The sequence below is a fragment of the Pseudomonas sp. NFACC08-1 genome (genome assembly GCF_900106735.1).
GTDB lineage: Bacteria > Pseudomonadota > Gammaproteobacteria > Pseudomonadales > Pseudomonadaceae > Aquipseudomonas > Aquipseudomonas fluorescens_Q.
In genome coordinates this window covers 41,818-56,111 of record NZ_FNNL01000016.1, presented here as the reverse complement: position 1 = coordinate 56,111, position 14,294 = coordinate 41,818, and the positions used below count along the sequence as shown (strand labels likewise).

Sequence of the window (14,294 nt, the reverse complement as noted above, 5' to 3'; positions counted from 1 at the left end):
ATGGTGCAAATTGGCCATCAACGGCTATGCTAGAGATGGATCCAACTCATAACAGGTAATGCCGGTTTTACGTCTACTCAGGGAATGGGGGGCTTCCTGACTCAACCGGACAGGCCGCGCTGGGGCTTAAATGCGCTATTTGCTGATGTTGTTGCTGTGCTTGTCCCCTCTGGCAAGTGCTCTCGAATTCGATGAATTCACCCAAAACCTGCCCTTGGGCCATGCCCTGCAGGTGTTCGAAGATGCGAGCGGCACGGCCTCTATTGACGATGTCCTGGCCCAGGCTGGCGCCGGTGCTTTCAAAGCCCACGACCAAGCCACGCTGAACGCCGGTTACTCGCGATCAGCCTTCTGGTTGAAAATCGACCTGCACTACCGTCCTGCCAATCCGGACGCCCAGCGTACCTGGCTGCTGGAGCTGGCATACCCGCCGCTGGACCACCTCGACTTGTATTTGCCCGATGCGTCGGGGGGCTATCGCCTGGTTCGCCAGACCGGTGATGCCTTGCCGTTCGCCAGCCGCGAGATCCGCCAGAACAACTACCTGTTCAGCCTGGCTTTCAAGCCCGAACAACGGCAGACCCTCTACCTGCGCCTGCAAAGCCAGGGTTCGATCCAGGCGCCGCTGACGCTGTGGTCGAGCACCGCTTACCTCGAACAACAGCCGGTGCGCTTGTATGTACTGGGGATCATCTATGGCGTGCTGCTGGGGATGCTGGTCTACAACCTGTTCATCTACCTGAGCGTGCGCGATACCAGCTACCTCTATTACATCTTCTACATTGCCTCGTTCGGCCTGTACCAGTTGTCGGTCAACGGTGCCGCCGTGGAGTATTTCTGGCCGGACAACCCCTGGTGGGCCAACGCCGCGACGCCGTTCTTCATCGGCTGCGCGGGCCTGTTTGGCAGCCAGTTCGCCCGCAGTTTCCTGCAAACCGCCCAGCACAGCCGTTGGCTGGACCGCTTGCTGCTGGCGCTGATCGCCTACAGCGCCGTGGTGGTCGGCCTGTCGCTGATGACCAGTTATGCCCTGGCGCTGCGCCTGGCGACGGTGTTGGCGCTGCTGTTCACCGTGGTGATCTTCGCCGCCGGCCTGTTCGCCTGGTGGCGTGGTCTGCGGGTGGCGCGTTATTTCATCATTGCCTGGTCGGCGTTTCTGCTGGGGGGCATTGTCAATACGTTGATGGTGCTCGGTTACCTGCCGAATGTCTTTTTGACCATGTACGCCAGCCAGATCGGCTCGGCCATCGAAGTGGCACTGTTGTCCTTGGCCCTGGCCGACCGCATCAATGCCATGCGCGAGCAGCAGGCCCAGACCCTGTTGGACGCCGGGCAGAAACTCGAAGTGCTCAACCAGCAACTGGCCCACGGCAACAAGCTCAAGGATGAATTCCTCGCCACCCTGACCCATGAACTGCGCACGCCGATGAATGGCGTGATCGGTTCCCTTGAGCTGATGGAAACCGTCGAGATGGATGAGGAGCTGACCCAGTATCAACAGACCGCCGCTGGTTCGGCGCGGGACATGATGCGCATGGTCAACGGCATCCTCACCCTGACCGAGTTGCAGGCCGGCAAGCTCAAGGTCTATCCGGCACCGTTCAGCCTGCGTGGGGTGGTCGATGCGCTGCAGGTGCAGTTCGGCGCCAATGCGGCGGCCAAGGGCCTGGATTTCAAGGTCGACGTGGCCCCTGGCCTGGCGGACCGGTTGCTTGGCGACAGTGGCAAACTGGCCCAGAGCCTGGAATGCCTGCTGGACAACGCCATCAAGTTCACCCGGGTTGGCGGCCTGGCCCTGCGAGTCAGCGGCAGGCCGACGGCGCTTGATCGGCTGGTGCTGTCCTTTGCTGTCATCGACACCGGAATCGGTTTTACCGACCTGGGGGAAGCGACCTTGTACCAGCGCTTCTTCCAACTCGACGGCTCGATGACCCGCGAATACGGCGGTCTCGGCGTGGGCCTGGCCATCTGCCGGCAACTGGTGGAATTGCTGGGCGGACGCCTGACCCATACCTCCGAACCCGGTCGTGGCAGCCGTTTCCAGTTGGACGTGGAGTTTGACGTGGCCTTGCCAGCGGCGGTCCCGACGCCGTTTTCCTTCGGTGGCCGCCAAGGCTCGCGCCTGCCGCAGGATTGCACGGTGCTACTGGCCGATGACAACAGCATCGATCAGTTGGTCATGCGCGGCATGTTGCTCAAGCTCGGTTATCGGGTGCGCACCGCCGACAGTGGCCGCGCCGCGCTGGATCTGCTGCACGGCGAGCGCTTTGATGCGGTGCTGCTCGACTGCCAGTTGCCGCCGCTGGACGGCGTGTCGCTCGGCTGCCAGATCCACACCTTGCCCGGCTGCGAGGAACTGCCGGTGCTGGTGGTCAGCCCGAATGTGGCGCGCGAATGCTGCCCCTCGGGCGCTCAGATCGATTACCTGAACAAACCCGTGAAATTCGAGGCACTGCAGGCGATGCTCCAGCGCCGGGTGCTGTGCCCGAGACAGGGTGAAAGCGCCGATATTTAGGCGGATATGACACTTTGTCCGGCTTGGAGGTGGTGCTTAACTGAATCCCTGCCCGATCGAGGAGCCCTGTCATGAACCTGCACCAGTTCGCTGAAACCCACGACGTCACCAACCAACCGCCGTCCCTGGATGGCGCCAACCTGTACCGCATCGACCTGCCGCTGCAGCAGTGGTCGCAGTACTTTGGGGCGGGCTGGGCGCAGGCGCGGATCGATGCGTATGGGGCGCTGGCCGGCGGGCCGTTGATGGAAGCGGGCTTCCTGGCCAACCAGAACAAACCGGTGTTCTCCAGCCACGACCGTTACGGCCATCGCATCGACCTGGTGGAGTTCCATCCGGCTTATCACCAGTTGATGCGCACCGCCGTCGAGCACGGCCTGCCCAGTTTGCCCTGGGCGCATCCGCAACCCGGCGCGCATGTCGCCCGGGCGTCGATGACCTATCTGCACAGCCAGGCCGAAGCCGGCACCGGCTGCCCGCTGACCATGACCTTCGCCAGCGTGCCGGCGCTGCGCTTGCAGCCGGACCTGGCCGAGCACTGGCTGCCCAAGGTGCTCGCCACCGAATACGACCCGCGCAATGTCGGCATGGCCCACAAGGCCGGGGTGACCCTGGGCATGGCGATGACCGAAAAGCAGGGCGGCACCGATGTGCGGGCCAACACCACCAAAGCCTATCCGGTGGGCGCCAGCGGCCCGGGCCAGGCCTATGAGCTGGTGGGCCACAAATGGTTCTGTTCGGCGCCGATGTGCGATGCCTTCCTCACCTTGGCCCAGACCGACAAGGGCCTGACCTGTTTCCTGCTGCCGCGCCATCGCCCCGACGACACCCGCAATCAGTTCTACATCCAGCGGCTGAAGAACAAGCTGGGCAACTGTTCCAACGCCTCCAGCGAAGTCGAGTTCCGTGGCGCACTGGCCTGGATGGTCGGTGAAGAAGGCCGCGGCGTACCGACGATCATCGAGATGGTGGCCATGACCCGCTTCGATTGCATGGTCGGCTCCAGCGCCCTGATGCGCCAGGCGTTGACCCAGGCCAGTCATCACTGCGCGCACCGCAAGGTCGGCGGCAAGCTGTTGAGCGAACAGCCGCTGATGCAGAATGTCCTGGCTGACCTGGCGCTGGAAAGCGAGGCCGCCCTGGCCTTGAGCTTGCGCATGGGCCGGGCGCTGGACCATTTGAATGACGAGCATGAGGCCAAGTTCGCCCGGCTGGTGACGGCCGTGGGCAAGTACTGGATCTGCAAGCGCGCCCCCGCGATGATCAACGAAGCCGCCGAATGCATGGGCGGTGCCGGCTACGTCGAAGACAGCATCCTGCCGCGTCTGTACCGCGAAGCGCCGGTCAACTCGACGTGGGAAGGCTCCGGCAACGTGCAATGCCTGGATGTGCTGCGCGCCTTGTCCAAGGAGCCCGGCGTGCTGGAGGTATTGTTCAGCGAATTGGGCGACGGCCACGGCGACAAACGCCTGGCTGGCCACATCCACCAATTGCACGCCGCGTTCAAGGACACCGACGATATCCAGTACCGCGCCCGGCAATTGACCGAAGACATCGCCGTGGGCCTGCAAGCCAAGCTGTTGCTCGAGGCGGGCAACAGCGACGTCAGCGATGCCTTCATTGCCAGTCGCCTGGGTTCGGTCGGCCGGGTGTACGGTGCCTTGCCTCGGGGCTTGAATGTCGAAGCGATCGTGACGCGCTCCACCCCACACGGCTTTTAGACACAACACATACCCCTGTGGGAGCGAGCTTGCTCGCGAAGGCGTCGGTCCATCCAGCATCTGGGTGACTGATACACCGCCATCGCGAGCAAGCTCGCTCCCACAGGGAATCGATCGAGTCCATTACGCCACTGTTCCCGTCGGGCGGCGATGCAGGCAAGATGAAGGCCTGCAAGTCAGAACACAGGAAGCTGATCGTGACCGAAGCGTTTATTGTCGTTCAAACCGCCGAACAAGCCGTGGATCGTCTGGCGGCCCTGCACGAACGTGCGACCACCGCGTTGAACCAGGCGCTGATGCGTTATCTCAAGGATCGCGTCGAGCCGGATGCCGAGCAAAGGGCGTTGTTTCGCTATCCCGCCTTGCGCCTGACCTACCACTGCCACGGCGAAGTCCCGCAAACCACCCGCGCCTATGCCAAGGTCCAGTTGCCCGGCACCTACAGTGTCACCGTCACCCACCCCGGCGCCTTCCGTAAATACCTGCTGGAGCAGCTGGTCCCGCTGATGCACGACTTTACCGTCACCGTGGAAGTGGGCGTCAGCGAGCAGAACATTCCGTACCCGTACGTGGTGGAGCAGGGCGACGAACTGGCCGGCTCCGGCGTGACCGCCGCCGTGCTGGCACGAGTTTTCCCCAGCACCGACCTGTCGGCCGCCACCGATGGCATTGCCGACGGCCTCTATGATTGGGAAAACACCGACCCGCTGCCCCTGGCGCTGTTCGACGCGGCGCGGGTGGATTTTTCCCTGCGCCGGCTGGTGCACTACACCGGCAGCGACTGGCGCCATGTGCAGCCGTGGATCCTGCTGACCAACTACCACCGCTATGTCGACCAGTTCATCGTCCATGGCCTGGAGCAACTGCGCAGCGACCCGCGCTTTGTGCGCATGGTCCTGCCGGGCAACGTGATCATCGACAAGAACATGGACCATGGAGAAGCATCGGCCATCGCTGCCGGCGTGGTCTGGCACCGTTACCAGATGCCGGCCTATCACCTGCAAACCAATGATGGCCATGGCGTGACCCTGGTGAACATCGGGGTCGGCCCGTCCAACGCCAAGAACATCACCGACCACCTGGCCGTGCTGCGGCCCCATTGCTGGCTGATGATCGGCCACTGCGGCGGGCTGCGGCAGTCCCAGACCATTGGCGACTACGTGCTGGCCCACGCCTACATGCGCCGCGACGGGATCCTCGACCGCGTGGTGCCGCCGAACATTCCGATTCCGGCCCTGGCCGAAGTGCAGATGGCCTTGCAGCAAGCGGCGGCCAACGTCACTGGCGAAAAGGGCGACGAGTTGAAGAAACGCCTGCGCACCGGCACCGTACTGACCTACGACGACCGTAACTGGGAATTGCGCTGGGCCCAGGAGCGCCCGTTGATCAACCTGTCCCGCGCCGTGGCGGTGGACATGGAAAGCGGCACCATCGCCGCCCAGGGTTATCGCTTGCGGGTGCCGTACGGCACGTTGCTGTGTGTTTCGGACAAGCCGCTGCACAGCGAAATCAAGCTGCCGGGCTCGGCCAACGCGTTCTATGAGCGAGCGGTCAACCAGCACCTGAAGATTGGCATCGAGGCGTTGGACCTGTTGCGCACGGAACTCAACTCGTTGCATTCGCGCAAGCTGCGCAGCTTCGACGAGCCGCCGTTCCGTTGATACGGCGGTGGTTATTTAGCGGTCAGACCACTAGCATTGGCGGTCCTGACCGTTAGATGCCGTGCCACCATGCCCCGTCCTCCACGCCCCGCTTCCCGTCGCCCTGGCGCGAAGCTTCCAGCCTCCGCCCCGCGCCGTGTGGCCAAGGCCCCGCCGGCCGAGCCGAAGCTGATCCTGTTCAACAAACCCTTCGATGTGCTGACGCAATTCAGTGACGGTGAAGGGCGGGCGACGCTCAAGGATTTTATCGACGTACCGGGCATCTACCCGGCCGGGCGGCTGGATCGTGACAGCGAAGGCTTGCTGTTGCTCACCAATGATGGGCAGTTGCAGGCGCGTATCGCCGACCCCAAGCACAAGCTGGCCAAGACTTATTGGGTGCAGGTGGAAGGCGAACCGAATGCCGAACAGTTGCAGCGTTTGCGCGATGGGGTGGCGTTGAACGACGGCATGACCTTGCCAGCCGAGGCGCGCCAGTTGGACGAGCCGCAGTTATGGCCGCGCAACCCGCCGGTGCGCTTTCGTAAAAGCGTACCCACGAGTTGGTTGGAACTGGTGATCCGCGAAGGGCGCAACCGCCAGGTACGGCGCATGACCGCCGCGGTGGGCCTGCCGACACTGCGCTTGGTGCGGGTCAGGATCGGCGACTGGACCCTCGAAGGACTCGATCAGGGCCAGTGGAGGGAAGTGCCGGCGCGCTTATAACGTCCCGGACTCGATCAGGCCGATCACCACGCTCTTGATCACGAACGCCGCCACGCCCAACCCCAGCACAAAAAACAGAATGAACGAGCCGAAACGCCCGGCCTTGGATTTCTTCGCCAGGTCCCAGACGATGAAACCCATGAAAATGATCAGGATGCTGACCAGGCCGGTCATCATCCACTCTTCGAAAACAGCAGGATCCATCAGGACACTCCGGCGTAAGCGGGGTTGAAAAGGCGCGGCGAGTATAAGGCATGAGGCGCGGACGCGGGATTGGCCTGCGGCGGTGTGTCGCAGCTATTCATCGGCTGGGCTGTGGCGAGGGAGCTTGCTCCCGCTCGACTGCGCAGCAGTCGCAAACCGGTCCACTGGCAATCCGGCCGAAGCTTGGGGTCGCTTCGCAACCCAGCGGGAGCAAGCTCCCTCGCCACAAAAAGCGGTCAGCTGCGCAGGTGAGTCAAAGGCAACTCGGTGCTGTTGAGCACCTGGTTCAGTACAAAGCTCGAACGCACGCTGGTGACGCCATCGATCCGGGTCAGATGCCCCAGCAGCAGTTTCTGGTAATGGTCCATATCCGGTACCACCACCTTGAGTTGGTAATCCGCGTCCATCCCGGTGACCAGGCTGCATTCCAGCACTTGCGGCAGGTTGCGGATGGCCGCTTCGAAGTTCTCGAAACGCTCGGGGGTGTGACGGTCCATGCCGATCAATACGTAGGCGGTCAGGCTCAGGCCCAGCATTTTGCGGTCGAGCAGGGCAACCTGGCGCGTGATGTAGCCGTCATCCTCCAATTGCTTGACCCGTCGCGAACAGGGGGAGGGCGACAGGCCGATGCGTTCGGCCAGTTCCTGGTTGGAGATGCGCGCATCGCGCTGCAATTCCGCCAGAATGCTCAGGTCGTAACGGTCGAGTTTGCTCATCGGTCGGGCCTTTATCTGGATAATTGCGGAAGATTATCTATCCAGGGTTAAAAATTGCGCAAGTGATGTTTATTTCCGCAATCTTAGCAATCCTCTGCCGGCGCCCCAGGCTTATTCTTATCACCAAGATCACTGCTCGGACAAACAGTCCAGTGCAGCCCGCCCAATCAGGCCGGCTGCGGTCGCGGCACCCACCGGTGTTGGCAGACCCCCGAGCTGCACACTGTCCAGAAGACGGCGTGAGGTGAGCCGACGTCATAAGCGTCGAGCACGGACGAAATTCTCAAGGGGAGGCCGACGGGTCTCCCTTTTTTAATGCCTGCGAAATAAACCCCGTGGCTGATAACCTATCGCAGAACCGGCCTGGGCTTTTCCGAGTCTTATCATCAGGCCCTGAACCGTTGTGAGGAATTTCATGAAGTCGCGCATCTGGCGTTTGGCAGGTGTTGGTCTGTTGTGGGCAAGTGTCAGTGCGCAGGGAATGGCCGACGATCAGCAAAACCGTGGCGGCCCGGATGGCAATCGCGGCCCGGACGGGCGCGGTGGCAACGGCCAGGGTTACCCGGCGCAGCAACGGTCGCAAAACAACGAAATCATTCGGGGCGACAACAGCCGTCAGTTCGAGGTCAGGCCACAACCTCAATACCAGGGTGGCGAACAGCGGTATGAGCGTCCGCCCCAGGATCCCAACGCCCATGGCCGTCCGCAGCCGCAGCCGCAGCCCGGCAACAACCTGCCGATCCAGGGCCGGCCCGACAGCGTGACCCAGACCCGCGAACCGCAACCGGGGTATTACCGTGATATCCCGCGTCGCAGCGATGGCTATCCCAGCGGCGGGCCACGCCCAAGCCATGACAACCGCCCTGAACAGCATTGGCCCGGCCGCCCGGACGGGCATGGCAATGGCTGGGGCCCGGGCCCGCAGTACCGCCCGGGGTACGTGATCGACCGTTTCCCGGATCGCAACTACCGCGTGCCTTATCGCGGCCAGGATTATTTCTATTCCGGCGGCTACTGGTATCGCCCGCAAGGGCCGCGCTATGTCGTGGTCGCGCCACCGCGGGGCATTCGTACCCGGTATCTGCCGGATTACGCTCGGGAGGTGTGGATCGGCAGTTCGCTGTTCTTTCTTGCCGCCGGCGCCTATTACATCTACGAAGCCAACACCCAGGATTACGTCGTGGTCGATGCGCCGGTCGCCAACCCGCAGCCGCAACCCCAGGGCAACAGTTTCGATGTGGTGGCGTATCCGGCCAACGGCCAGTCGCCCGAGCAGGTCAACCAGGACGGGTACGATTGCTATCGCTGGGCGGTGCAGCAGAGTGGTTTCGATCCACGTCGCTACACCTACCCGCCGGCGCCGGAAGTGGTGCAGACCTATCGCCAGGCCCAGGGCAGTTGCTTGAGCAGCCGTGGGTATCAGGTGACTTATTGATTTAGCGCAGATCCCCTTTTGTGGCGAGGGAGCTTGCTCCCGCTGGGCTGCGAAGCGGCCCCAAGATTTTTCGGTCGCTGCGCAACCGAGCGGGAGCAAGCTCCCTCGCCACAGGTTCTGTGTCGGGCCTCGGGGATCAGGCCTTGGCGCCGTTGACCACTTCCAGCGGATCAGCGTGAACCAGCACTTCGGCTTTCGGGTAGGCGCGATGGATCGCGTCGGCGGCCTGGTCGCTGATGCCGTGGGCCACTGACAGGGTCAATTCCCCCGGCAGTTCAAGGTGCAACTGCACGAACCAGTGGTTACCGGAAATCCGTGTGCGCAGGTCATGGGCGCCTACGACGCCCGGCACGGCACAGGCCAGTTCCAGCATGTGCTGGCTGACGTCGGGCGGCAGTTCCTGATCCATCAGTACGGCGAAACTTTCCCGGGCGATCTGGACGGCGCTCCACAGAATGTAAATGGCGATCCCCAGGCCGAACCAGGCGTCCAGTTGATACCAGCCAAACCCGGCCAGCACCAGCGCCACCAGGATGCTGCCGTTAAGCAACAAGTCGGAGCGATAGTGCAGCGAGTCGGCACGCACGGCGTTGGAACCGGTGGCGCGGATGACCCGATGCTGCAACGCCAGCAGCGCCAGGGTCAGCCCGAGGGAAAACACGATCACGCCGACGCTCAGCCAGGGGGCATCCACCGGCACCGGGTTTTTCAGCCGCTCGAAAGCCTGCAAGGCAATCAATAAGGCACTGCCGCCGATAAACAGCGCCTGGGCCATGCCGGCCAGGGATTCGGCCTTGCCATGGCCGTAACGATGATCATCATCGGCGGGACGCAGGGCGTAATGCACCGCCAGCAGATTGAGCAGCGAGGTGACGCCGTCCAATGCCGAGTCGGTCAGGCCGGCAAGCATGCTCACCGAGCCGCTCAGCCACCAGGCCAGCGCCTTGGCGACGACCAGGATGAGCGCCACGGCCACCGAAGCCCGGGTGGCCAGGCGCAGCAGGCGGGCGTGTTCGGTGCTGGTGGTCATGGCGCGGTCGTTCCTTCAGTAGCGCTTGTCATGCGGCGGGCTTGAGGCCGAGGGCGGCCAGTTGTTGCGCGCTGCCCTTGTGCTGGATCAGCCGAGGATCGTCCAGCGGGAAGCTGCGGCCCAGTTCGCGTTCCAGGATCGCCTGCAACACGTGGTTATTGACGGTGCCGTCGGGGTTGATGGCCGGCTTGAGTTTTTCTGGCTCGATCTGGACGCTTTTGCCCGGCTCGAAGTAAATGGCGCCGGTGGCGAAGTCCACCGCGAAGGCGATCAGGCCGGGGATGATGTAGAACAGCAGGCCGACGGCATCGAGGGCGGCGATGGCCGGGTCGATCTTGCCGTCGATCTGGCCGCGACGGTCCGGGTAGAAGATCGAGCCACAGGCGCTGATTTGAGTCAGCAGGGAGGCGACCAGCACGCCACCGATCACGCGAAAGGGAATACGCATAGCAATCTCCTGAACAGGTAAAGGCGTTGCTGGTTGGAGTCCAGACCACGCTAAACAGTTCGCCGTTATACTCGGCCCTCTGTTTTGGAGCCAGCATGATTTCTTTGCCGATTGATGAAGTTTTACCCGCCCTGCGTCAAGCCTTGGCATCGCGCCACGAAGCCGTGCTCGAAGCGCCGCCTGGTGCCGGTAAAACCACCCGTGTTCCCCTGGCCTTGCTGAACGAGCCCTGGCTGGCCGGGCAGACCATCCTGATGCTCGAACCCCGGCGCCTGGCGGCACGGGCGGCGGCCGAGCGACTGGCCAGCGAGCTTAAGGAAAAGGTCGGTGAAACCGTCGGCTACCGGATTCGCCTCGACAGCAAGGTCGGCCCCAAGACCCGCATTGAAGTGGTCACCGAAGGCATCCTCACCCGGCGCTTGCAGGACGACCCGGCGCTGGAAGGCGTAGGGCTGCTGATTTTCGATGAATTCCATGAGCGCAGTCTCGACGCCGACCTGGCCCTGGCCTTGAGCCTCAACGGTCGGGAGCTGTTTCGCGAAGACCTGCCACTGAAGATCCTGCTGATGTCCGCCACCCTGGAAGGTGAGCGCCTGGCCGGGTTGCTGGACAATGCGCCAATCCTGCGCAGCGAAGGCCGCATGTTCCCGGTGACGGTGCGTTGGGGGCGGCCGTTCCAGCCCGGCGAGTTCGTCGAGCCGCGGCTGGTGCAGACCGTGCTGGAAGCACTGCACGATGAAACCGGCAGCGTCTTGGTGTTCTTGCCCGGGCAGGCGGAGATTCGCCGGGTCCATCAGCAACTGGCCGAGGCCTTGGGCGAGGGCGGCAATGTGTTGCTCTGTCCGCTGCACGGTGAACTGGACCTCGCCGCTCAGCGCGCTGCCATCGACCCCGCGCCGCCCGGCCAGCGCAAAGTGGTACTGGCCACCAACATCGCCGAAACCAGCCTGACCATCAATGGCGTGCGAGTGGTGATCGACGCCGGACTGGCCCGGGTGCCGCGTTTCGACCCGGGCAGCGGCATGACCCGGCTCGACACCCAGCGCATTTCCCGAGCCAGCGCCACCCAGCGGGCCGGTCGGGCCGGGCGTCTGGAGCCTGGTGTCTGCTATCGATTGTGGTCCGAAGACCAGCATGAACAATTGGCCGCCTATGGCAGCGCGGAGATTCTGTCGGCGGATCTGGCCGGATTGGCCCTGCAGTTGGGGCGCTGGGGCGTGACGCCGGCGCAATTGGTCTGGCTCGACATCCCGCCCACCGCCGCCTATGCCCAGGCCCAGGATCTGCTGCAACGCCTCGGCGCGCTGGAGGGCGAGCAACTGACCCGCCACGGCCAGGCCATGGCCGAGCTGCCGGCCCATCCGCGTATCGCTCATCTGTTGTTGCGCGGTCAGGCGCTGGGGCTGGCGGACATGGCCTGCAACGTCGCCGCACTGTTGGGCGAGCGCGATATTCTGCGCGGCGCCGGCGCGGATCTGCACAGTCGCCTGGCCTTGCTGTCCGGTGAAGAGCGAGCAGCGCGCGGTGCCCAGGGCGGGGTGCAGCGGGCACGACAACTGGCCCGGCAATATCGCGGCTATTTACGAGGCAAGGCCGAAGAAGCCGTCGCCGATCCCGATCACCCGCGCTGGCTCGGTGCGTTGCTGGCGTTGGCCTATCCGGACCGCGTCGCCCAGCAGCGCCGCCCCGGCGGCGCGGAATATCGTTTGGCCAACGGCCGTGCGGCGCTGTTTGCCGAGGCTGACAGTCTGATGAAGCAAGCGTGGCTGGTGATCGCCGACCTGGGCAGCCGCCAGGGGCAGCGGGAAGAACGGATCTACCTGGCGACGGATTTCGACCCGGCACTGTTCGACTCGGTATTGGCCGAGCAGGTGCACACGGTGGATCAGTTGGATTGGGACGAGCGCGAAGGCGTGCTGCGCGCCGAGCGCCAGCGCAAGGTTGGCGAACTGGTACTCAGCCGCGAACCGCTGACCGGCCTGGATGAGTCTGCCCGTAGCCAGGCCTTGGTGAATCTGGTGCGGCGCAAGGGCCTGGAATTATTGCCCTGGACCCCGGAACTGCGGCAATGGCAGGCGCGGGTGGCGCTGCTGCGTCGCCTGGACCTGGACGCCAAGGGCGAGAGCCAATGGCCGGATGTCAGCGATAGTGCGTTGCTGGGCAGCCTCGAACATTGGTTGATACCGTATCTGGGCCGAGTCTCGCGCCTCAGCCATTTTGCCAACCTGGACTTGTCGAGCATCGTTCACAACCTGTTGCCCTGGCCCCTGCCGCAACGTTTGGATGAACTGGCGCCGCACCATTTGAGCGTGCCTTCGGGGTCGTCGATCCGCCTGGACTACAGCGAGCATCCGCCGATCCTGGCGGTGCGCTTGCAGGAGCTCTTCGGCCTGGCCGACACCCCGCGCATCGCTGGCGGGCGGCAGGTGGTCAAGCTGCACCTGCTGTCACCGGCGCGCCGACCGGTGCAAGTCACCCAGGACCTGGCGAACTTCTGGCGCAGCACCTACGCCGAGGTGAAGAAGGACCTCAAGGGGCGCTACCCCAAGCACTACTGGCCGGATGATCCGCTGGTGGCGGAGGCGACGGCGCGGGTCAAGCCGCGTAAATAAGCTGAGGCAATTCAGGGTATGCAATACAAATTCTGTGGGAGCCGAGCAAGCTCGGCTACCACAGGGGGCTTAGGTGAATCCTGCTAAGGTGCAGCCGGCAATAGGAACCGTGCAATCACCGGCAAGTGATCGGAGATTCGCAAGGTATCGTCCTGTCGCACCTGGGCTTCGACCCGCTTGATGCGCGGGCTGTAGAAGAGGTAGTCGACAGTACGGTCGGGGCCGTTGAGGCCGGGGTCGTTCGGGTAGTGGGTCAGCCAGTGTGCGCGGTCGATGCCGCTGGCCTCGTTGTTGGTGGGGATCATCGGGTATTTGTCCCACAACAGGTGCAAGGGGCTGTCGGCGGAGTAGGGCGTGCGTTGCTCGGACGGCAGTCGCCGGTACTGGCCCAGGGGCAGCAGGTTGAAGTCGCCGCCGATCAGCCAGGGTGTGCCAGCGGATTCGAATTTATCCAAGGCCTTGGCCACGGCGGTGATTTGTCTGGGCAGGGTTTCGTCCGGCTCGGTGGCCCGTTCCAGATGGGTGTTGAGCACCGCCAGTTGGCCGCCGCCGCTCAGCGACAGATAGCTCACCAACAAGGCATTTTTGGGCTGGAACTGACGGCTGATGATGTTGGCGTCTGCCACTGGCAGTTGTACCCGTTCGGCATGGTCGATGCGGTAGCGACTCAGGGTCGCCAGTTGCCGGCCGACGCTGCCGAAGATGTGTGGATCGGGGGTGAAGTCGGCCTTCCAGTCGAAAGTGCTGGTGCCGCACGGATAGAGGTCGGCCAGCCGCTCCTGCAACAGCTTGAGCTGGTCCTGGTAATCGCTGGCCTTGGCGCCCTTGTCCAGTTCCTGGAGCAGCACGACGTCCGGTTGCTCATCGCGGATGACCCGTGCCACTTCGTCGAGGCTGAAGGCCATGTCTTCCAGGGTCGGGCTTTCATCGTTGCCCTGGGCCAGGTCGTGCCAGAACACGTAGCGTTTGCCGGCGAGGAACTGCACGTTCCAGGTCATCACCTTCAAAACCTGGCCGGGCACCAGCGGTGCTGCGTTGGCGGTGCAACTGACCGGCAAGGTTTCCCGAGGCTGTGGCCGCCAGGTCAGGCCGTAGATCGACAGGGCGGCCAGGCTGAGGATCAACAGCAGGCCCAGCAAGGTGTAGCGCAGTAGACGGGTCATGGCTCGGCTTATGGGCGAAACGCGAAAGTGCTCCCGAGCATAACCGAGAGCGGTTCTTAAGCCCAAGCCCAGGGCCTTCGCAGT

At 63.6% G+C, this 14,294-nt stretch carries 11 protein-coding genes; 6 read left to right on the top strand and 5 right to left on the bottom strand.

Annotated features, from left to right (window positions below):
* Positions 1–130 precede the first annotated feature (130 nt).
* From BLU76_RS25955 to BLU76_RS25940, 4 genes are all read left to right on the top strand, one after another.
* Positions 131–2,515 carry a hybrid sensor histidine kinase/response regulator gene (locus BLU76_RS25955; protein WP_092224993.1) on the top strand — a complete coding sequence of 795 codons (2,385 nt, stop codon included), beginning with the start codon at positions 131–133 and terminating at the stop codon, positions 2,513–2,515.
* A gap of 71 nt (positions 2,516–2,586) precedes the next feature.
* Positions 2,587–4,236, top strand: coding sequence for an acyl-CoA dehydrogenase family protein (locus BLU76_RS25950; RefSeq protein WP_092224991.1), 1,650 nt, complete (start codon positions 2,587–2,589; stop codon positions 4,234–4,236).
* 161 nt (positions 4,237–4,397) lie between these two features.
* Entirely contained in the window at positions 4,398–5,897 is a 1,500-nt protein-coding gene (amn, locus tag BLU76_RS25945; protein ID WP_170862101.1) for an AMP nucleosidase, read from the top strand.
* Between the two features lie 138 nt (positions 5,898–6,035).
* A complete protein-coding gene (locus BLU76_RS25940) occupies positions 6,036–6,602 on the top strand; it encodes a pseudouridine synthase (RefSeq protein WP_161951762.1) in 567 nt (188 codons plus the stop codon).
* On the opposite strand, the gene BLU76_RS25935 is transcribed toward BLU76_RS25940, so the two are convergent.
* Both BLU76_RS25935 and BLU76_RS25930 read right to left on the bottom strand, forming a co-directional pair.
* Positions 6,597–6,806 carry a DUF2788 domain-containing protein gene (locus BLU76_RS25935; protein ID WP_007937369.1) on the bottom strand — a complete coding sequence of 70 codons (210 nt, stop codon included), beginning with the start codon at positions 6,804–6,806 and terminating at the stop codon, positions 6,597–6,599. The two genes, BLU76_RS25940 and BLU76_RS25935, sit on opposite strands and share 6 nt — an antisense overlap.
* Positions 6,807–7,042: 236 nt before the next feature.
* Positions 7,043–7,522 carry an Lrp/AsnC family transcriptional regulator gene (locus BLU76_RS25930; RefSeq protein WP_025215622.1) on the bottom strand — a complete coding sequence of 160 codons (480 nt, stop codon included), beginning with the start codon at positions 7,520–7,522 and terminating at the stop codon, positions 7,043–7,045.
* A gap of 415 nt (positions 7,523–7,937) precedes the next feature.
* Here BLU76_RS25930 and BLU76_RS25925 point away from each other — a divergent pair, with 415 nt between their 5' ends.
* Positions 7,938–8,957 carry a DUF6515 family protein gene (locus BLU76_RS25925; RefSeq protein WP_092224989.1) on the top strand — a complete coding sequence of 340 codons (1,020 nt, stop codon included), beginning with the start codon at positions 7,938–7,940 and terminating at the stop codon, positions 8,955–8,957.
* A 136-nt stretch (positions 8,958–9,093) separates the two neighbouring features.
* Here the strand turns inward: BLU76_RS25925 and BLU76_RS25920 are convergent, their stop codons facing one another.
* Together BLU76_RS25920 and BLU76_RS25915 are read right to left on the bottom strand one after the other, a co-directional pair.
* Positions 9,094–9,987, bottom strand: coding sequence for a cation diffusion facilitator family transporter (locus BLU76_RS25920; RefSeq protein WP_092149963.1), 894 nt, complete (start codon positions 9,985–9,987; stop codon positions 9,094–9,096).
* Positions 9,988–10,015: 28 nt separating this feature from the next.
* Positions 10,016–10,435, bottom strand: a complete 420-nt coding sequence (locus BLU76_RS25915; RefSeq protein WP_092149960.1) for a polyribonucleotide nucleotidyltransferase — start codon at positions 10,433–10,435, stop codon at positions 10,016–10,018.
* 95 nt (positions 10,436–10,530) lie between these two features.
* Here BLU76_RS25915 and hrpB point away from each other — a divergent pair, with 95 nt between their 5' ends.
* Positions 10,531–13,047 carry an ATP-dependent helicase HrpB gene (hrpB, locus tag BLU76_RS25910; RefSeq protein WP_092224987.1) on the top strand — a complete coding sequence of 839 codons (2,517 nt, stop codon included), beginning with the start codon at positions 10,531–10,533 and terminating at the stop codon, positions 13,045–13,047.
* Positions 13,048–13,130: 83 nt separating this feature from the next.
* Here the strand turns inward: hrpB and BLU76_RS25905 are convergent, their stop codons facing one another.
* Positions 13,131–14,210, bottom strand: coding sequence for an endonuclease/exonuclease/phosphatase family protein (locus tag BLU76_RS25905; protein ID WP_092224985.1), 1,080 nt, complete (start codon positions 14,208–14,210; stop codon positions 13,131–13,133).
* Between the last annotated feature and the right edge of the window lie 84 nt (positions 14,211–14,294).

What these genes read in the sequence shown, in the direction of transcription:
- BLU76_RS25955 (WP_092224993.1), top strand. Translation starts at nt 131, where the DNA reads ATGCGCTATTTGCTGATGTTGTTGCTGTGCTTGTCCCCTCTGGCAAGT.
- BLU76_RS25950 (WP_092224991.1), top strand. Translation starts at nt 2,587, where the DNA reads ATGAACCTGCACCAGTTCGCTGAAACCCACGACGTCACCAACCAACCG.
- amn (WP_170862101.1), top strand. Translation starts at nt 4,398, where the DNA reads ATGAAGGCCTGCAAGTCAGAACACAGGAAGCTGATCGTGACCGAAGCG.
- BLU76_RS25935 (WP_007937369.1), bottom strand. Translation starts at nt 6,806, where the DNA reads ATGGATCCTGCTGTTTTCGAAGAGTGGATGATGACCGGCCTGGTCAGC.
- BLU76_RS25930 (WP_025215622.1), bottom strand. Translation starts at nt 7,522, where the DNA reads ATGAGCAAACTCGACCGTTACGACCTGAGCATTCTGGCGGAATTGCAG.
- BLU76_RS25925 (WP_092224989.1), top strand. Translation starts at nt 7,938, where the DNA reads ATGAAGTCGCGCATCTGGCGTTTGGCAGGTGTTGGTCTGTTGTGGGCA.
- BLU76_RS25920 (WP_092149963.1), bottom strand. Translation starts at nt 9,987, where the DNA reads ATGACCACCAGCACCGAACACGCCCGCCTGCTGCGCCTGGCCACCCGG.
- BLU76_RS25915 (WP_092149960.1), bottom strand. Translation starts at nt 10,435, where the DNA reads ATGCGTATTCCCTTTCGCGTGATCGGTGGCGTGCTGGTCGCCTCCCTG.
- hrpB (WP_092224987.1), top strand. Translation starts at nt 10,531, where the DNA reads ATGATTTCTTTGCCGATTGATGAAGTTTTACCCGCCCTGCGTCAAGCC.
- BLU76_RS25905 (WP_092224985.1), bottom strand. Translation starts at nt 14,210, where the DNA reads ATGACCCGTCTACTGCGCTACACCTTGCTGGGCCTGCTGTTGATCCTC.